The 17,740-nt window shown below is 72.9% G+C and carries 17 protein-coding genes; 10 read left to right on the forward strand and 7 right to left on the reverse strand.

The annotated features are described in order from the left end of the window. Positions 1-156 precede the first annotated feature (156 nt). From GA0070561_RS21435 to GA0070561_RS21445, 3 genes are all read left to right on the forward strand, one after another. Positions 157-384 (forward strand): helix-turn-helix domain-containing protein, encoded by a 228-nt coding sequence (locus GA0070561_RS21435; RefSeq protein WP_007462679.1) that lies wholly within the window; start codon positions 157-159, stop codon positions 382-384. A 46-nt stretch (positions 385-430) separates the two neighbouring features. Further along, the gene (locus tag GA0070561_RS21440; RefSeq protein ID WP_091403716.1) at positions 431-1,198 is read left to right on the forward strand and encodes an enoyl-CoA hydratase/isomerase family protein; all 768 of its coding nucleotides are present in this window, start codon (positions 431-433) and stop codon (positions 1,196-1,198) included. Positions 1,199-1,312: 114 nt separating this feature from the next. Further along, positions 1,313-3,289 carry an ABC transporter ATP-binding protein gene (locus GA0070561_RS21445; protein ID WP_181541223.1) on the forward strand — a complete coding sequence of 659 codons (1,977 nt, stop codon included), beginning with the start codon at positions 1,313-1,315 and terminating at the stop codon, positions 3,287-3,289. Positions 3,290-3,301: 12 nt separating this feature from the next. Here the strand turns inward: GA0070561_RS21445 and mug are convergent, their stop codons facing one another. From mug to GA0070561_RS21475, 6 genes are all read right to left on the reverse strand, one after another. Continuing rightward, the gene (gene mug, locus GA0070561_RS21450; RefSeq protein WP_244166362.1) at positions 3,302-3,904 is read right to left on the reverse strand and encodes a G/U mismatch-specific DNA glycosylase; all 603 of its coding nucleotides are present in this window, start codon (positions 3,902-3,904) and stop codon (positions 3,302-3,304) included. Next, entirely contained in the window at positions 3,901-4,662 is a 762-nt protein-coding gene (locus GA0070561_RS21455; RefSeq protein WP_091403723.1) for an SDR family oxidoreductase, read from the reverse strand. The genes mug and GA0070561_RS21455 overlap by 4 nt, the downstream gene beginning before the upstream one ends. Further along, positions 4,647-5,192: an SCO6045 C-terminal-like domain-containing protein gene (locus tag GA0070561_RS21460; protein WP_091403726.1), complete on the reverse strand. Its 546-nt coding sequence runs from the start codon at positions 5,190-5,192 to the stop codon at positions 4,647-4,649. Before GA0070561_RS21460 ends, GA0070561_RS21455 begins: the two co-directional genes overlap by 16 nt. Continuing rightward, a complete protein-coding gene (locus tag GA0070561_RS21465) occupies positions 5,189-6,007 on the reverse strand; it encodes an MbnB/TglH/ChrH family RiPP precursor modification enzyme (protein WP_091405215.1) in 819 nt (272 codons plus the stop codon). Before GA0070561_RS21465 ends, GA0070561_RS21460 begins: the two co-directional genes overlap by 4 nt. Then, positions 6,004-6,930 carry a TIGR04222 domain-containing membrane protein gene (locus GA0070561_RS21470; protein ID WP_091403729.1) on the reverse strand — a complete coding sequence of 309 codons (927 nt, stop codon included), beginning with the start codon at positions 6,928-6,930 and terminating at the stop codon, positions 6,004-6,006. The genes GA0070561_RS21465 and GA0070561_RS21470 overlap by 4 nt, the downstream gene beginning before the upstream one ends. Positions 6,931-7,011: 81 nt before the next feature. Then, on the reverse strand, positions 7,012-7,584 hold the full coding sequence (locus tag GA0070561_RS21475; RefSeq protein WP_091403732.1) for a TetR/AcrR family transcriptional regulator: 573 nt from the start codon (positions 7,582-7,584) through the stop codon (positions 7,012-7,014). Positions 7,585-7,662: 78 nt separating this feature from the next. On the opposite strand from GA0070561_RS21475, the gene GA0070561_RS21480 reads away from it, so the two are divergent. The 3 genes from GA0070561_RS21480 to GA0070561_RS21490 all read left to right on the forward strand — a co-directional run bounded on the left by GA0070561_RS21480 (position 7,663) and on the right by GA0070561_RS21490 (position 10,374). Next, entirely contained in the window at positions 7,663-8,523 is an 861-nt protein-coding gene (locus tag GA0070561_RS21480; RefSeq protein WP_244166363.1) for a carbon-nitrogen hydrolase family protein, read from the forward strand. A 65-nt stretch (positions 8,524-8,588) separates the two neighbouring features. Next, entirely contained in the window at positions 8,589-9,233 is a 645-nt protein-coding gene (locus tag GA0070561_RS21485; protein ID WP_091403736.1) for an HAD family hydrolase, read from the forward strand. 211 nt (positions 9,234-9,444) lie between these two features. After that, positions 9,445-10,374, forward strand: coding sequence for a serine protein kinase RIO (locus GA0070561_RS21490; RefSeq protein ID WP_091403739.1), 930 nt, complete (start codon positions 9,445-9,447; stop codon positions 10,372-10,374). A 44-nt stretch (positions 10,375-10,418) separates the two neighbouring features. On the opposite strand, the gene GA0070561_RS21495 is transcribed toward GA0070561_RS21490, so the two are convergent. Then, positions 10,419-10,667, reverse strand: coding sequence for a DUF2630 family protein (locus tag GA0070561_RS21495; RefSeq protein WP_091403743.1), 249 nt, complete (start codon positions 10,665-10,667; stop codon positions 10,419-10,421). A 446-nt stretch (positions 10,668-11,113) separates the two neighbouring features. On the opposite strand from GA0070561_RS21495, the gene GA0070561_RS21500 reads away from it, so the two are divergent. From GA0070561_RS21500 to GA0070561_RS21515, 4 genes are all read left to right on the forward strand, one after another. Further along, positions 11,114-12,451 carry a cytochrome P450 gene (locus GA0070561_RS21500; RefSeq protein WP_181539441.1) on the forward strand — a complete coding sequence of 446 codons (1,338 nt, stop codon included), beginning with the start codon at positions 11,114-11,116 and terminating at the stop codon, positions 12,449-12,451. Next, on the forward strand, positions 12,448-13,365 hold the full coding sequence (locus tag GA0070561_RS21505) for a terpene synthase family protein (RefSeq protein WP_091403752.1): 918 nt from the start codon (positions 12,448-12,450) through the stop codon (positions 13,363-13,365). Before GA0070561_RS21500 ends, GA0070561_RS21505 begins: the two co-directional genes overlap by 4 nt. After that, on the forward strand, positions 13,358-14,980 hold the full coding sequence (locus tag GA0070561_RS21510) for a prenyltransferase/squalene oxidase repeat-containing protein (RefSeq protein ID WP_091403755.1): 1,623 nt from the start codon (positions 13,358-13,360) through the stop codon (positions 14,978-14,980). The genes GA0070561_RS21505 and GA0070561_RS21510 overlap by 8 nt, the downstream gene beginning before the upstream one ends. A gap of 124 nt (positions 14,981-15,104) precedes the next feature. Further along, positions 15,105-17,657, forward strand: coding sequence for a sensor histidine kinase (locus tag GA0070561_RS21515; protein ID WP_091403758.1), 2,553 nt, complete (start codon positions 15,105-15,107; stop codon positions 17,655-17,657). Positions 17,658-17,740: the final 83 nt, after the last annotated feature.

The raw sequence follows: 17,740 nt of genomic DNA on the forward strand, positions 1-17,740 counted from the left end.
GCGGCGGGCCGGATCGCCAGGATCACTCTATCGGGAAGCTGACATTGCATAGCGTGTCGGTTGGCGAAGAGTTGATATCTGGCGCATGATCGTTCGAGGCGGTCTAATAGGTGGGACCGTATCCGAACCGCACAGTCTGGGACGTGAGGACACAGCATGGCAGCCACTGGCACAGCCACCAGCACTGAGAAGGGTCGCCGGATCGTCGGAGCCGAGCGTCAGACGCTCGCCAAGGACCTGGTAAAGCGGTACACCTCGGGGGAGAGCATCCGCGCGTTGGCGGCCTCGACCGGCCGTTCCTACGGGTTCATCCACCGAGTGCTCACCGAGTCCGGCGTGCAGCTGCGTCAGCGCGGTGGCGCCCGGCGCCGCAAGAAGGCGTGACCCGCCCCTCAGCGTCGTGCACCAGCGCCGCGCCCCGGGACGTCCGGTGACCGCCGAGGCGACCGGGGTTCGGCTGACTTGCGACGGGCCGGTCGCCACGGTGACGTTGTGCCGGCCCGACGTGCTCAATGCCCAGACGCCCGCGATGTGGCAGGCGATGAGCGACTTCTCCCGCGACCTTCCCGGCGACGTGCGGGTGGTGGTGGTCCGCGGCGAGGGTCGCGCGTTCTCGGCCGGCCTCGATCTCGCGGTGGCGGGCGCTTCCGGCCCGGGGTCCTTCGCTGAGCTGGCCACACTGCCCGAGCAGGAGTGCGCCGAGCGCATCGCGGAGTTCCAGGCCGGTTTCACCTGGCTGCACCGGCCGGATGTCGTCTCCGTCGCGGCCGTACAGGGCCACGCGATCGGTGCCGGCTTCCAGCTCGCGCTCGCCTGTGACCTGCGAGTGCTGTCCGCGGACGCGAAGCTGTCGATGGCCGAGGTGACCCTCGGCCTGGTGCCCGACCTGGCCGGCACGAAACGCCTCGTCGAGTTGGTCGGATATTCGCGGGCGTTGGAGATCTGTGCGACCGGCCGCCGGTTGGACGCCGCCGAGGCGGATCGGATCGGGCTGGCCACCCTTGTCGTGCCCCCGGCCGAGCTGGACGGCGCGGTGCGGGACCTGACCGCCGGCCTGCTCTCCGGGGCCCGCGACGCGGTGGTGGAGATCAAGGCGTTGCTCGCCGGTGCCGGCGGGCGGTCGCACGCCGACCAGCAGCGCGCCGAGCGGGAGGCACAGACCCGTCGGCTGCGTGACCTTGCCGGCAGGGGAGAATAGGTAAGGACCGCACGGGAAGATCCGGGTTACGACCGAGGTTGTCACACTCGTCGGGAGAATTGACCTGACGGTGCGGTCCGCCCGGCAACCCGGAGGTGAGCGATGTCCAACCCGATGTCCGGCGGTGGCATGGCCGGGTGGAGCATGCTCCGGTCGATGCGCAACCGCGACGAGGTCTCCACCCACCGGCTCAAGCGCGGGGTGGCCCGTCGCATCGTCGCTTTCGCCCAGCCCTACCGGCGCGACATCATCGTCTTCCTGGCCACCGTGGTGCTGGCCGCCATCATCGGCGTGGCCACTCCGGTGCTCGCCGGTGACGTGATCAACGCGATCAACCGGGGCGGCACCGAGGCCGGCCGGCTCGTGGTGCGGCTGGCCCTGTTCATCGCCGCGCTGGCGGTCGCCGACGCGCTGCTGTCGCTGGCCCAACGGTGGTATTCCGCCCGTATCGGCGAGGGCATCATCTTCAACCTGCGCACCCGGGTCTACGACCACGTGCAGCGGATGCCGTTGCAGTTCTTCACCCGTACCCAGACCGGCGCCCTGGTCAGCAGGCTCAACAACGACGTGCTCGGCGCCCAGCGGGCGTTCACCTCCACCCTGTCCGGTGTGGTCAGCAACGTCATCCAGTTGGTGCTCACCGCGGCGGTGATGTTCACCCTCTCCTGGCAGATCACCGCGCTCTCACTGGTGCTGCTTCCGATCTTCATCATTCCGGCCCGTCGGGTCGGTCGACGGCTGGCGGACATCACCCGCGAGGCGTACAACCTCGACGCCAAGATGAACGCGACGATGACCGAGCGGTTCGGGGTGGCCGGTGCGCTGCTGGTGAAGCTCTTCGGCCAGCCCGAGATCGAGGCCCGCAGGTTCGCCGACCGGGCCGAGCGGGTCCGCGACATCGGCATCCAGTCCGCGATGTACTCCCGCACGTTCTTCGTGGCGATGCTGCTCGTCGCCTCACTGGCACAGGCGCTGACCTACGGTCTCGGCGGCTGGCTCGCGGTGACCGGCGGCGTCAGCGCCGGCACCGTGGTGACGCTCGCGCTGCTGCTCACCCGCCTGTACGGGCCGCTCACGGCACTCTCCAACGTCCGCGTGGACGTGATGAGCGCGCTGGTCTCCTTCGACCGGGTCTTCGAGGTGCTCGACCTCAAGCCGGGCATCGTGGAGAAGCCCGACGCGGTGCCGGTGCCCCTGGGCGCCGGCCGGGTCGACTTCCGCGACGTGCGTTTCCGCTACCCGAGCGCCGCCGAGATCTCCCTCGCCTCCCTGGAGGAGGTCGCCACGCTCGACCGGACCGTCAACGAGCCGGTGCTCAAGGGGGTCTCGTTCAGCGTCGAGCCGGGGCAGATGGTCGCGCTGGTCGGCCCGTCCGGGGCGGGCAAGTCGACGCTGTCGATGCTCATCTCCCGGATCTACGACGTCAGCGACGGGCAGGTGCTCGTCGGCGGGGTGGACGTGCGCGACGCGACGCTCGCCTCCCTGCGCGACGAGATCGGTGTGGTCACTCAGGATTCGCACCTGTTCCACGAGACGATCGCCGAGAACCTTCGCTACGCCAAGCCGGACGCCACCGACGACGAGATCTGGGCCGCCCTGGCCGGCGCCCAGGTGGCCGATCTGGTCCGGTCGCTCCCCGACGGTCTGGACACCACAGTGGGGGAGCGCGGCTACCGGTTCTCCGGCGGCGAGAAGCAACGCATCGCGATCGCGCGGCTGCTGCTCAAGGCACCGTCGATCGTGATCCTCGACGAGGCGACCGCACACCTGGATTCGGAGAGCGAGGCGGCGGTGCAGCGTGCGCTGTCGGTGGCGCTGGCCGGGCGTACCGCCCTGGTGATCGCGCACCGGCTCTCCACAGTGCGCGACGCCGACCAGATCCTGGTCCTGGACGGTGGACGGATCGTCGAGCGGGGGCGGCACGAGGAGTTGGTCGCGGTCGGCGGGCTCTACGCCGAGCTGTACCGCACCCAGTTCGCTGTCGCCGACTCGCCCACCCCGTTCGTCGACGCGACCGGCCCCGAGCCGGTGGTCATGCCGCTGGGCACCTACCGCGCCGACGAGGTGCTGCCGCCCGCCGCCGCCAACTGACGGCCGCGTCCATCACAGGGCCGGTAGGTCGGTTGCCGTTCGCAACTCGGCGAACGCCAGGCCCAGCGTGACCGGGGTGAAGTGCGCGTTCAGGCCGCTGGGGTTGGGCAGCACCCACAGGCGGGCGCCGGCCAGCGACTCCGGCTGCGGCCCGAAGGTGGCCTTCGGCCGCTGAAAACCGATCCGGTACGCGGTCACCCCCACCACGGCCACCCAGCGCGGCCGGTACCGGGCCACCTTGCCGGTCAGGATCGCCGCGCCGTCGAGGAGTTCCTCGGTGCTCAGTTCGTCCGCGCGGGCGCTGGCCCGGGCGGCCATGTTGGTGATGCCGAGCCCGAGCGCGGGCAGCTCGTCCTGTTCGCTGGGGTGCAGCAGCCGGGGGGTGAACCCGCCCCGGTGCAGGGCGGGCCAGAACCGGTTGCCGGGTCGAGCGAAATGCCATCCCGTTGCCGCCGACCACAGGCCCGGGTTGATGCCGACGAAGAGCACCGCCAGCCCCGGCGCGAGCACGTCGGGAATGGTCCGGTCCGCAGCCGCCGCCAGGTCCGCCCGGGTCGGCCGGGTCGTCCCGGGCGGCGTCACGGCACGGGCGGGTCGGGCTCCGTCGGGGGTCACAGCCCGCGCAGCGCGCCGCCGTCGACCGGCAGGGTGATCCCGGTGAGGTAGCTCGCGGCGGGGGAGAGCACGAACGCGGCCACCCGGCCGAATTCGGCCGGGTCGCCGACGCGGCGCAGCGGGATGCCGGCCTCCGCCTCGGCGCGGGCCCGCTCCGGGTCGCCGGTCGCTCCGAACAGCTCCCGGTTGCGATCGGTCATGATCCGGCCGGGCAGCAGGCCGACCACCCGGACCCCGCGCGGGCCGTAGTCGTCGGCGATGTCCTTGGCGGCCCCGACCAGGCCGGGCCGCAGACCGTTGGAGATGCCGAGACCGGGCACCGGGCCACGCGCCGAGGTGGAGAGCACCAGCCCGATCGCGCCGCCCTCGGGCAGGGCGTTGGCGACCGTGCGTACGGCGCGGATGGTGCCCAGGAAAACGGTCTCGAAGGAGAGCCGCCACTGCTCGTCGGTGACCGCTGCGGCGTTGCCCGGCGGTGGCCCACCGACCGAGATCAGCGCGCCGTCGAGCCGGCCGAAATGCTCCTGCGCGGCGGCGACGAGCTGCTCCGGGGTCTCGGGGTCGGCCAGGTCGGCGGTCAGTCCGACGGCGTGCTCCGGGCCACCCAGTTGCTGCGCGGCGGCGGCCACCGCGTCCGGGTCCCGGGCCGAGAGCACCACCCGCGCACCATCGGCGACCAGGCACTGCGCGGTCGCGTAACCCAGGCCGCGGGAGGCGCCGGTGAGGACGTACACGCGGTCGGTCAGTCCGAGATCCATAACTCCGATCCTGCCGCATCCGGTACGCCGTCGCCAGCACGGGTGGGTACCCGTGGGGCGGGGCGCAGCAGGCGTACCCGGCCGGCGATCTGCACCGCGACGGCGCCGCCGGCACGGCCCACCGCCGGCACCCGGCGCGGACGCGGCGCCCGAACCCCGTCGTAGCGCAGGCGTGCCTCCCGGACGGCCAACTCCTCGGCGGCCGCCGGGGGGAGCGCGTGCCGGTCGTGCAGCGCCCGGGCCAGGTCCCAACCGTCGCGCAGCGATCCGGCGGTGGGTCGCCGGGCGGCCCACTCGGCGAAGGTGGTCGGCCACCTGGCACCGAGGCCGGCGGCGAGCAGTGGCCAGTGCCGGGCCACCTCGCCGGCCCGCTTGCGCAGCAGGGCCGCGCGGGTGGCGGCCAGCGGTCCCGGCGCGAACCCCGCCGGTGGCTCACCCCCAGCGACCAGCGCCGCGACCAGTTCCGCCTGCCGCTCGGCCAGCCCGGCCCGGGGCGCCGGCGCGGAGCCGCCCTCGGGTGTGCCCGTCATGTCACGGCCGGGAAGCCCGCAGCGGAGGCCAGGGCGTCCAGTTCGGCGCGGAGTTCGGCGGCCGGCGGATAGTGGCCGTCGCGCTCCAGCAGCAGCGCCGGCGGTCGCCGCCGGGCGCAGAGCGCGCCGACCAGCTCCAGCACCGCCGCCGGCACCGGGTCGGTGTGGGTGTCGTGGTAGAAACCGCCGCGCTCCGAGCCGCCGGCCACGTGGGCGTACGCGACCCGCTCCAGCGGCAGGCGGTCCAGCAACGCCAGCGGGTCGGCGCCCCGGTTGCGAGCGTTGGCGTGCACGTTGGCCACGTCCAGCAGCAGCAGTGCCCCGGTCCGGTCGAGGATCTCGGTGAGGAAGTCCGCCTCGTCCAGCTCGTCGTCGGGCCAGTCGAGCAACGCGGCGATCGGCTCCAACGCGATCGGCACCGGAAGCTCGGCCTGCGCCCGGGCCACGTTGGCGCAGACCGCGTCGACGGCTTCCCGGCTGCGCGGCAGCGGCAGCAGGTGGCCGGCCTCCAAGCCGCCGGCCCGGACGAACGCGATGTGCTCGCTGACCAGCGGGGCGTCCAGGCGTTGCGCCACAGCGGCCAGGTGGGCGACCCGGGCCGGGTCGACCGGCTCGGCGCCGCCGAGGGAGAGCCGCACCCCGTGCGGTACGACGGTCACCGCGCGGTCCCGTAGCTGCGTCAGACCGGGCGGGAGCGGCCCGGAGGCGGGCACCCCCTCGGCCACCACCTCGACGAAGCGCAGGCCGGGCAGCTCGGCCACGAAGCCGGCGATCTCCGGACGCCAGCCGATGCCGACCCCGGACGGGCCGGTCATCCGCCGCACCCGCCGCCGCCCCCGCATCCGCCGCCTCCACCGCCGCAGGAGCTGCCGCCGTCCCCGCCGGAGCTGTCCCCGCCGCCGGAGGACCCGTCGGAGCCGCCCGTCCAGCCGCCGCCGGAGGCGGCCTGGCGCTGAATCTCGGCCTGCTCGGCGAAGCCCGGGTCGAGCGCCCAGAGTGAGGCGGTGCCGAACAGGGCCACGCCCATCGCCGCGCCGGCCAATCCGTAGGTGGCGTAGGCGGGCGCGGAGGCCGGCGCGAGGTGGGTGTGTTCGCGGCGGACGGAGCGTAGGGCGGTGCGACCGGCCCGGGTGAGCATGGGTGCCCGGCGCAGCACCAGCGTGATGGTCAGCAGCGGAACCAGGGTCAGCAGCAGGTAACCCACCGGGCGACCGCTGAACAGGCCGGAGACCAACCGGAGTACACCGAGGCCCAGCAGGGCGAACAGGATCATGGACCAGAAGCGGGCACGGGCGCGCTGCGCGTCGTCGGTGAGCAGGCCGCGCTGCTCCAGGCCGTTGCGGATCTGGTCCAGCGCGGTGCGTACGCGCTCGTCCCGCGGCAGGTCCCGGACCCGGGAGTGCTGGTGGGCGGCCCAGTGGATGGCCTGGTCCAGTGGGGTGAGCCCGGTCGGCGGGGCACCGCCGGTGGTCAGCCGACGGTCCGGTCGTACGCCGACCGCGCCGCTGCCGCGCAGCCCGCCCAACGCCGCGTGCACAGCGAGCTGAGGACCACCGTTGAGGTACGCGACCTGCTGTGGTCCGAGTGGATCGAGGGTGTTGTGCGCCGGGGCGGTCAGCAGGCGGATCCGGTAGTACGCCGCGATCGCCACCACCAGGATGGCCGCCGCGATGTAGTACCGGAGGAAGGTCGGGCCGGAGATGCCCCAGGTGTCGCCGGACGCGGCGTGGACGTTCATCGACTGCTCCTGTCACCGGAGGGATCGGCGGCCCCATTGTGGAGCAGCCTCGCCACGGGTGTCCGACCGGTGTGCGCGCGGTCAGTGGCGGCGGACCGCCTCCTCGACGAGGTCGAGCACCGGGCCCAGGTCACCGGCCGGTCGACCCATGGCCAGGTGCAGCACCAGGCCGTCGTAGGCCAGTTCCAGGAACTGGGCCAGCACGTCGATCGGTACGTCCTCGCGCAGCACCCCGGCGTCGCGCTGGCGGGCCAGCCGGTCCCGGGTCGCCTCCGCGATCGCGGCGGACCGCTCCGCCCACCGCCGGGCGAACGCCGGGTCGGTGCGCAGCCGTCGGGAGACCTCCAGTTGGCTGCCCAGCCAGCCGGTGGTGTCGGGGGAGACGGCGCGGGCGAGCAGGTCGCGCATCACCTGCACCAGACCGTTGCGGGCCACCGTCTCGACCATCGCCGCGGCGTCGTCCTCGGCGACGGCCAGGAAGAGCGAGTCCTTGTCGCGGAAGTGGTGGAAGATCGCGCCACGGGACAGGCCGGTGGCCTCCTCGAGGCGGCGTACGGTCGCTCCCTCGTAGCCGAGCCGGGCGAAACACGCCCGGGCCGCGGCGAGGATCTCCTGCCGGCGAGCGTCGAGCTGGTCCTGGCTTACTCTGGGCACACGTCGATCGTTGCAGGTCACCCCGGGGCATGCAAACCGTACGTACGGCTTGGGACGTCGCCGATTACCATCGCCCCCGTGACCCAGCCCCACACCCTGCCCAGCTCCCCGCTGACCGTGGCCACCGTCCAGGCCACCCCCACGCCGGGCGACGTCGCCGGCAACGCGGTCATGGCCGCCGACCTGGTCCGCCGAGCCGGCGAGGGGGGTGCCCGGGTGGCCGTCCTGCCGGAGCTGTTCCTCTGCGCGTACCACCCGCCGGTTCTCGCCGCCGACCCGGCCGGCACGGACGTCGCGGCCGATCCGGCCGGGATGGTCGCGGATCCCCGGCTCGACCCGCTGCGGGCGGCGGCGCGCGAGGCCGGCGTCACCGCGCTGGTCGGCGCGGCCGTCCGGCACCCGGACGGCCGGCGGACCATCGCGGCGCTGGTGGTGGACCGGACCGGCGAGGTGCGGGTCGGGTACGACAAGCAGCAGTTGTGGGGCGACGAACGGGAGTTGTTCACCCCTGGCGATCGGGGTGCCACGCTGCTCGTCGACGACTGGCGGCTCGGGCTGGGCATCTGCTACGACGGCTGTTTCCCCGAGCACGGCCGGGCCGCCGCCCTCGACGGCGCACACGCCTACCTGTGCCCCAGCGGATACCTGGCCGGCTCCGAGCACCGGCGGGACCTGTACTACGCCGCGCGTGCCCTGGACAACACGATGTTCGTGGTCTTCGCCAACGCGGTCGGCGGCGTCGACCCGTGGCGGTTCAACGGCGGCGCGGCCATCTACGACCCCGAGGGGCGGGCGCTGGCTCGCGGGGCAGACGACGGCACGGCGGTGCTGGTGGCGACGCTGCATCCCGCCGTGCTCGCGGCCACCCGGGCGGCCCACTCGATGCTCGTCGATCGGCTGTCGGACCAGGGCGGCGCGCGGCTGTCGATGCCTGGCTGAGCCCTTCGTCAGCTCGATACCCGCCGCATCTGTTGGCGGACACGTCGGTCCCGTAGGGTGCCCGAGTGCCACTGCTCCTGCTGGACCTGGACAACACCCTGCTGGATCGGGCCGGGCCGTTCCGCCGCTGGGGTGAGCGCTTCCTGGACAGCATCGGCGCGCCCCACACCGACATCGACTGGCTGATCTCGATCGACGCCGACGGTCTGACCGACCGCTGGGACCTCGCCGACGCCATCCGGGACCGCTACGAGCTGCGCATTCCCTCGATCGACCTGGTCGAGGAGCTGCACGACGGGGTGGTGGCGCAGACCCGGCTCGACCCGCTGACCGCCTGCGCGCTGCGGATCGCCGACGACGCCGGCTGGGTGCCGGTGGTGGTCTGCAACGGCACCGTACGCGTCGAGGACGCCAAGATTCGCCAGACCGGACTGGACCAGTACGTCGCGGACTGGGTGATCTCCGAGGAGGCCGGCGTCAGCAAGCCCAACCCGAGAATCTTCGCGCTCGCCGCCCAGCGGGTCCGGATGCCGCTGCGCGGGGCGTGGGTGATCGGCGACAGCCCGGAGGCGGACATCGGCGGAGCCGCCGCCGTTGGGCTGCCGAGCGTCTGGCTGCACCGGGGGCGCACCTGGTCGGACGTCCGGTTCGCGCCGAGCCGCACCGTGGACGGGTTGATCGCCGCGGTCGCCACCGTCCTGGCCCGCTGAGGGTTTCCGCGCTGCCGGCCGTGCGTCCGAGCGGCCGTTCGGGTGGCGGCTCGGTAATTCGGTTGACCGGCCGACGTGGTGGTACGAGCATTGTCCGCGCATGGTGCATCCCGGGCGAGTGCCCGGTCGAGGAGAGGGGGTCGGTCATGGCCGTCTTTGCAGGTCGCTTCCAGCTGCCTATCTCAGCCTCGACCAAGGGAACCTCACCACAGTGCGCGATCATGACCTTCCGGCGCTCGAGCGCCGCCGCGGCAAGAGCCGCTTCGACGACGACGAACCGCAGTTTCTGAAGCGCGGGCGGCCCACCGAGCCGCTCGCAGACCCGGACAGCGAGCCCGACCCGGACACCGGCGAGCGCTGGTCGTCCTGGGACGACGCCGTGCACGGGCCACACCCGCACCCCGCCTGGCTGGTCACCGAGTTGGCCGCCAAGGACACCGAGCTGGGTGTGTTGAAGACCGGCAAGGAGGCGGACGTCCATCTGGTCCGCCGGGCCGTGCCGGACACCGACCGGTCCTGCCTGCTCGCGGTGAAACGCTACCGCGATCCCGAGCACCGGTTGTTCCACCGCGATGCCGGCTACCTGGAGGGCCGTCGGGTGCGCCGGTCCCGGGAGAACCGGGCGATGGCCGGCCGGACGGCGTTCGGCCGGCAGATGATCGCCGGGCAGTGGGCGGCGGCCGAGTTCGCCGCGCTCAGCCGGCTCTGGGAGATCGGCGCCGGGCACGACCGGATCGCCGTGCCGTACCCGGTGCAGTTGCGGGGCACCGAGCTGATGCTGGAGTTCGTCGGTGACGCCGAATCGGGGGAGGCGGCACCCCGGCTGGCCCAGCTGCGACCCGACCCGACCGAGCTGCGTGACCTGTGGGCCCAACTGGTGGAGGCGCTGAGGGTGCTGGCTCGGGCCGGCTACGCGCACGGCGACCTGTCGCCGTACAACCTGCTCGTGCACCGGGGTCGGCTGGTCGTGATCGACCTGCCGCAGGTGGTCGACGTGGTGGCGAACCCACAGGGGCCGGAGTTCCTGGCCCGCGATGTGCGGGTGGTCGGCGCCTGGTTCGCGGCCCGGGGTCTGCCCGCCGAGCAGGTGGACCCCAGCCTGTTGACCGGAGAGCTGCTGCACGAGGCGGGCCTGCGCTGATCGGAGCGGGTCGGGCGGCCACACCGCCCGACCCGCCACGTCGGCTATTGCAGGTAGCGCTCCACCTCGGGCTTGGGGCGTTCGCCCTGGGCGTCCGGGTCGCCGTGGGTCTCCCGGGCGGCCCGTCGGCGGCGCAGCAGGTCCCAGCACTGGTCGAGGGACTCCTCCAGGGCGCGCAGTCGCTCGCTGGCCTCGCCCTCGGTGCCCGACTCGTGGGCCTGGGCGTCGGCACGCAGCTTGTGTTCCTCGTCGACCAGCTCGGAGATCCGGTTCAGGATGGTCTTGTCGTCCATGCCACAGAGCCTGGCACAGGGTGCCGGGCATCGCCCGGATTCGGGGGTACCGGTGCGTCCCGGGTCACTGACCCCGCACCGGCCGGCCCGACACCGCCCGTGCGGTGCCGATGCCGCGGCCGGGTCGGCGGCACGCGGCCGTTTCGTCCGTCGCGCCGGTTCGTCGGCCCGCCCGGCGCGGTGTCGTGCCTGAGTATCCATTCAGGAATCGAGCATGGTGAGAACATCGACGAGCGTGCGTGTACTTAGATGGAAATTGCGCCTTCCGCAAGTCTGGAGGTGCCCCTCGTTTGGTGAGATGCTTCCGTCGGCCCAGAAGGTGAATGTTTCATCAACCCGCCCGACCGAAGTGGACCGCTGCGGTCGCCGGGACGACGAGGAGACGTGGTTCGATGTCGCAGGTGTCCGAGGCGCGCCCCGCCACTGTCAGCACCGAGCCCCGGACAATCCCGTTACGACGCGCTCTGCCGGCGCTGGTCCGCGATCCGCTGGGCGCGCTCGTCGACTTCGCGCAGGACGCCGACGGCGACGTCGTCCGGCTCAACCTCGGCTCGTTCCGCCCCTATCTCGTCAGCCATCCTGAGCACCTGCAACGCGTGCTGCGGGACAACGTTGCCAACTACACCCGGGACGGCGACGGGTTGCTCTGGCGACCGGTCCGCCGCATCGTCGGCGACGCCATCCTGGTCGCCGAGGGTGAGATCTGGGAATCCAGTCGTGGCGCGCTGCAACCGTTGTTCACCGCCAAGCGGGCCGAGACGCTCGTCGACAAGATGGCCGAGGCGATCAACGAGGCGGTCGACGAGTGGCTCGAACCGGCCCTCGCCGGGCGCCCGATCGACGGCGGCGCCGAGCTGACCCGGATCGTCCTGCGCACCACCATGCGAGTGCTCTTCGCCGATCGGATCTCGGTCCCCGACGCCCTGCGGATCAGCGCCGCGCTGGACACCGTCACCACCGCGATGCTTCCCCGACTGCTGATGCCCGCCGTGCCGTACGCGGTGCCGATGCCCGGCGACCGGCGCTTCCGCGAAGCGGTGCGCACCATCGACGAGGTGGTGCTGCCGATCATCCGGGAGGCCCGGGCCCATCCCACCGACGGCGACGACATCATCTCCACGCTCTGCCGGCCGCGCGCCGACGGCAGCGAACCCGACGAGTACGCGATCCGCGGCGACGTGGTCGCGATGTTCTCCACCGCCACCGAGACCACCATCGCCCTGCTCTCCTGGCTCTGGCCGGTGCTGGCGTCCCGGCCCGACGTGGCCGAGCGGATGACCGACGAGATCGAGCAGGTGGTCGGCGCCGAACGGGTCGGCCGCGAGCACCTGCCCCAGCTGCGCTACGGCCGGATGGTGCTCGACGAGATGCTGCGGCTCTACCCGGCCGGCTGGATGATCCCGCGCACCGCGGTCGGCGACGACGTGCTGGGCGGGGTGCGGATCAAGGCCGGTGGCACCGTGCTGGTCAGCCCGTACGTCACCCAGCGGATGTCGACGTTCTGGACCGACCCGGCGCTCTTCGACCCGGAGCGGTTCGCGCCGGAGTTGCCCCGGCGGCGCTACCGCTACTCCTACTTCCCGTTCGGCGGGGGCCCGCACCAGTGCCTCGGGCAGTACCTGTTCCTGCTGGAGGCCCAGCTCATCGTCAGCACCGTGCTGAGCCGCTACCGCTTCCGGCTACGCGAACCGGTCGACCTCACCCCTCGGATGGGCGCCTCGCTGCAACCGAAGCAGCGGGCCGAGGTCATCCTCACCCCGGTCGAGCGCCCGGTCGCATCGTGACGGAGACCCCGCGACCGGCGCGGGCCGGTCAGGACGCGGTCGCCGAACAGGGACGGGTGTGCGCACTCGCCGTCCGGGGCGTACGCGACCTCCAGAACGTCACCGCCGCTCACCCGGAGCTGTTCGACGCCGCACCGTTCGACGCGGCGCTGCTCAGCTCGGTGGCCACCGCCATCGCCTTCACCGCGCCGTGGCACACCGCCGCGGAGCTGCGGATCACCACCCGTACCCTGCTGTGGGTCTTCGCCGCCGACTGGCAGGTCGACTACCTCGCGCGGTCCGTCGACGACGTGCGGGAGATGGTGACCGACTGCCTCGCGGTGGCCGACGGCGCCGCGCCACCACCGGGGCGTCACCTGGCCCGGCTGCTGGCCGACCTGCGCGACGAGCTGACCACCGTCCCGGCGTTCGCCCGGCTACGGCCGATCTGGCGTGACGAGCTGGCCCGGATGCTCGCGGCAGTGGCGCGGGAGTGGGACTGGAAGCACCTGCCGACAGACCCGACCACCGGGCGGCGCCTGCCGGACCTGGACCGCTACCTGGACAACGCCGACAACCTCGCCTGCTCCTTCGTCAACGTCACCCACTGGATCGCCACCGGCGACGAGAAGACCCTCGCCCAGCTGACCGACCTGCTCGACGCCGGTCGTGGCGTGCAGCGCGTACTGCGGTTGGTCAACGACCTGGCCACCCAGGGCCGGGACGCCGAGTGGGGTGACCTGAACGCCCTGCTGCTGGTCGACGACCCGGCGCAGGTGCACGACCGGCTGGCCGAGCTGACCGCGCGGTCCCGGGGGGACCTGGCCGCCCTCGCCGAGCGGTGCCCCCGCCAGGCGGACTACCTCGGCCGGCAGATCTCCTTCACCGGCGGCTTCTACCAACTGTCGGACTTCTGGGGGGCACGCGATGAGTGACGGCGCCACCCGGGTGTTCGCCGACGCGGGGACCGCCGCCGACCCGGTCGCCGACGCCGCCCGCGAGCTGATCGCCGGCCTGGCGCTGCGGCCGTGGGGGCAGGTCGCCCCCTCGGTGTACGAGAGCGGCCGGCTCGTCGCCGGTGCGGCCTGGCTGCCGGGACACCACCAGCGGATCGGTTTCCTGCTGCGCGAGCAGCGCCCGGACGGCGCGTGGGGCCCACCCGAGGGGTACGCCCTGGTGCCCACGCTCAGCGCCACCGATGCTCTGCTCGCGGCGCTGGCCGACGGCGGATGGGCCGGTGCGGATCTACTCGCCCCGGTGGCGCGCGGACTGGACGCGCTCACCGGCCGGCTGCTCCCCATCCACGCGCGGGCGTTGCCGGACACTCCGGCGCTGGACCTCATCGTCCCCGCGCTTGTCGAGTCGATCAACGGCCGGTTGACAGGGCTGGACCGGGCGACCGCCGAGCGGCTGCCCCGTCCGCCGCTGGCGCTGCCCGCGGGGCTCGGGTCCGACCGGCTGCGCGCGGTCCGCGCCGCGGTGGCCGCCGGGGCGGCGCTGCCGACGAAGCTGGCTCACTTCTACGAGGTGCTGGACGCGACACCGGCGGACGCCGGACCGACCCTCACCGCCGTCGGCGCGTCACCCGCAGCGACCGCCGCCTGGCTGACAGCGGCTGGCCCGGCCGCCGGCCCCGCCGCGCACGCCTTCCTGCGGGAGTTGATCCGCGAGGCTGACGGGCCGGTGCCCTGCCCGACCCCGATCACCGTGTTCGAGCGGGCCTGGGTGCTCAGCGGGCTGCGCCGCGCCGGTGTCGCTGTCAATCCGCCGGCGACAGTGCTGCGTACCCTGGCCGCCGCCACCGGCGCCGAGGGCATCGCCACCGGCGAAGGACTGCCGACCGACGCGGACACCACCTCGGTCACGCTGGACGCGCTGGCCCGCTTCGGCCGCCCGGCGGACCCGGCGAGCCTGTGGGCGTACGAGACGGCGGAGGGGTTCTGCACCTGGCCGGGGAGCGAGGACGGCTTCTCGGTCACCACCAACGCGCACGTGCTGGACGCGTTCGGCCAGCACGTGGCCGCACACCCCGGCGCGGACGCCCGGTACCACCGGACGGTTGAGCGGCTCAGTGCCGTGCTGCCGGCACACCAGCTCGCCGACGGCCCCTGGCAGGACCGGTGGCACGCCTCGCCGTACTACGCCACCGCCTGCTGTGTGCTGGCGCTGGCCGAGTTCGGGCGGGGTGCGGCCGCCGCCGAGGCGGTGGATCGGGCGGCCGGCTGGGTGCTGAACAGCCAACGCGCTGACGGTTCGTGGGGGCGGTGGGACGGCACCGCCGAGGAGACCGCGTACGCCCTCCAGGTGCTGCTGGCGGTGCCGACGACAGTGCCACGGGTCGACGACGCGGTGGCTCGTGGGCACGCCTACCTGCACGAATCCGCCGGCCGGGAGCACCCTCCACTGTGGTATGGCAAGGAGCTGTACTGTCCGACCGTCATCGTTCGCGCCACTGTGCTCGCCGCCTGCCGGTTGGCCGGCATCCGTACCTTCGGCGTGGACCGATCGGTGGTGGATTGCGGTTACCGGTCAACAAAAACAGCAACTTGAGGGGTTGTGTGGACACTGCTAGCGTACGCAGAGCCTCAGCCCCGGATGCCCCGCTGCGGTGGGACGTCGCCCCCTCTGATCATTCGTTGATGAGCTGAGTCAACGCCCGGCCTGGGACGGTTCAATGCGTTCTCGCGGTACGAGTATCCGCACCAAGGTTGTCGCCCTGCTGCTCTCCCTGGTCGCGCTCTGGATGTTCGCGGCGTGGGTGACCCTGCGCGACGGCTTCAACCTGCTCGGTGTCCAGTTGCTCAACAGCAAGGTCTACACACCGAGCGAGCCGCTGTTGCAGGAGCTCCAGGTGGAGCGGCGGTTGACCCAGGCGTACCTGAGCAACCCCGAGACCGCGCAGCGGACAGCGCTCGAGGCCGAGCAGCGTAAGACCGCCGAGCTGGCCGCCGACTTCGCCGCCTCGGTGCGCAACTGGCAGGTCGACATCGCCGGCAGTTCCGCACTGGACACCCAGCTCGGTATGACGATCGCCCAGGTCAACGCGTTGGAGCAGACCCGCGCGGAGGTGCTGGACCGCAAGATCGACCGGATCGCCGCCGCTGAGGCGTACACCGGCGCGATCGAGTCGATCTTCCAGATCTACGACGTGACGGGCAGCCTGGACGACAAGCAGATCGCCGGCGAGGCGGCGGCCCTGATCCAGCTCAACCGGATGAAGGAGCTGGTCTCCCAGGAGGACGCGCTGCTCAGCGGCCTCTTCGGCAACGGTCGGATGAGCGGCCCCGAGTACGCCCGCTACGTCGCGCTGGTCGGCTCGGAGCGGTTCCTCGGTGAGGAGACCCGGGTACGGCTCGCCGACGCCGACCAGCGCCGTTACCAGCAGCTCGTCGAGGGCGAGGCGTTCACCCGACTGCGCGCCGTGCAGGACAGCATCATCCGCGAGGGCCGGCCGTCGACCCAGCTGCCGGTCGGCGCCGAGCAGTGGCGGGGCACTGTCGAGCCGGTGCTGGCCGAGGTGAACGGCGTCGTCACCGCTGGTGGCGAGGGCATCGTGGACCGGGCCACCGGCGTGGCCGTGATGGTCGTCGTCCGACTGGTGCTCGCCACCGGTCTGGGCCTGCTCGCCGTCATCGCCTCGGTCGTCGTCTCCATCACCACGGCCCGGAACCTGCTGCGCCAGCTGGACCGGCTGCGGGAAGCCGCCTGGCAGCTCGCCGACGAGCGGCTGCCCCGGGTGGTGGAGCGGCTCGGGCGCGGCGAGGAGGTCGACGTGGCCACCGAGGCGCCCCCGCTGGAGTTCGGCACCGACGAGATCGGCCAGGTCGGCAAGGCGTTCAACGCCGTCCAGGAGACCGCGTTGCGGACCGCCGTCGAGCAGGCCGACCTGCGTCGCAACGTCCGCGAGGTCTTCCTGAGCCTGGCCCGACGCACGCAGGCGCTCGTCCACCGCCAGCTCACCCTGCTCGACGCGATGGAGCGCCGCGAACACGACGCGGAGGAGCTGGAGGACCTGTTCCGGGTCGACCACCTGGCCACCCGGATGCGGCGCAACGCGGAAAACCTGATCGTGCTCTCCGGTTCCACCCCCGGTCGGGCCTGGCGGCGCAACGTCCCGATGGTCGACGTGGTGCGCGGCGCCGTGGCCGAGGTGGAGGACTACACCCGGGTCAACGTGCTGCCGCTCGGGCCGGTCTCGCTCGCCGGTCGCGCGGTCGGCGACGTCATCCACCTGCTCGCCGAGCTGATCGAGAACGGCCTGTCGTTCTCCCCGCCACACACGACCGTCGAGGTCCGTGGCCAACTGGTCTCCAACGGGTTCGCCATCGAGATCGAGGACCGGGGTCTCGGCATGAGCGAGGAGGACCTGGCCGCGGCGAACCACCGGATCGTCGACCGGTCCGAGCTGAACCTCGCCAACGCCGCCCGCCTCGGGCTCTACGTGGTGAGCCGGTTGACCGAACGCCACGGCGTGCGGGTACGGCTCAAGGAGTCCGCGTACGGCGGCACCACAGCTGTCGTGCTGATCCCGCTGGATCTGGTCACCCAAGCCGACGTCTCCCCGGAGGACTCCGGGTCGTTCCGGACCGGCTCGGCCATCCCGATGCCGTCGGCGCCCGCCACGGACAGCGGCCGTCCGGCGTCCCTCGCACCGGTCGCGCTCGCCGCGCCGACGACCACCGCGTCGGAGGTGGCGGTGACCTCGGCGGCGCCGACGCCGGCCGACACCGCCGCGCCGACGACGGACGAGGGGGCCGAGGCGGACACCGTTCTCCCCACCCGACAGCGGACCACCCCGGCAACCGGCACCCCCGACCTGCCCACCCGCGCTCGGCGCGGGCCGGCTCAGCCAGCCCTGGAAGCCCCGACCGTGCCCACCGGCCTGCCCGCCGTTGACCCCAGCCGCTCGGAGACCGCCGACGGAGAGCCGGCCGGCGACGGTGGCCCGGTGCCCGCCCGCGCCGAGGCGGAGCGGACCGACTCCGGCCTGCCCGTCCGGGTCCGACAGGCGAACATCGTTCCCGAGTTGCGAGACGACCCGGCGGTGTCCGAAACCGACGACGAGGATGTGGTGCGCCCACCGGAGCAGGTTCGCCGGATGATGAGCTCCTACCAGACCGGCACCCGGCGTGGGCGGACCGACGCGGCTCGGCTGCTCGGCGGCGCCTCCGGCGCCCCGGCGGCGACGCCGTCCGAGCCGACCGACGAGGATCCACAAGCGACCTGACCGAGCACCGACGACGCGGGTTTCCGCGCGGTGTGACGGTCGAGCCCCAGACGAACAACGGCGCACAGCCGGGCGAGAAGAGG

It is taken from the genome of Micromonospora saelicesensis (assembly GCF_900091575.1).
GTDB classification, from domain to species: domain Bacteria; phylum Actinomycetota; class Actinomycetes; order Mycobacteriales; family Micromonosporaceae; genus Micromonospora; species Micromonospora saelicesensis.

Bases quoted from the DNA above. Each gene is read 5' to 3' on its own strand.
- GA0070561_RS21435 (WP_007462679.1), top strand. From the start codon at position 157: ATGGCAGCCACTGGCACAGCCACCAGCACTGAGAAGGGTCGCCGGATC.
- GA0070561_RS21445 (WP_181541223.1), top strand. From the start codon at position 1,313: ATGTCCGGCGGTGGCATGGCCGGGTGGAGCATGCTCCGGTCGATGCGC.
- GA0070561_RS21455 (WP_091403723.1), bottom strand. From the start codon at position 4,662: ATGGATCTCGGACTGACCGACCGCGTGTACGTCCTCACCGGCGCCTCC.
- GA0070561_RS21460 (WP_091403726.1), bottom strand. From the start codon at position 5,192: ATGACGGGCACACCCGAGGGCGGCTCCGCGCCGGCGCCCCGGGCCGGG.
- GA0070561_RS21465 (WP_091405215.1), bottom strand. From the start codon at position 6,007: ATGACCGGCCCGTCCGGGGTCGGCATCGGCTGGCGTCCGGAGATCGCC.
- GA0070561_RS21470 (WP_091403729.1), bottom strand. From the start codon at position 6,930: ATGAACGTCCACGCCGCGTCCGGCGACACCTGGGGCATCTCCGGCCCG.
- GA0070561_RS21495 (WP_091403743.1), bottom strand. From the start codon at position 10,667: ATGGACGACAAGACCATCCTGAACCGGATCTCCGAGCTGGTCGACGAG.
- GA0070561_RS21510 (WP_091403755.1), top strand. From the start codon at position 13,358: ATGAGTGACGGCGCCACCCGGGTGTTCGCCGACGCGGGGACCGCCGCC.
- GA0070561_RS21515 (WP_091403758.1), top strand. From the start codon at position 15,105: ATGCGTTCTCGCGGTACGAGTATCCGCACCAAGGTTGTCGCCCTGCTG.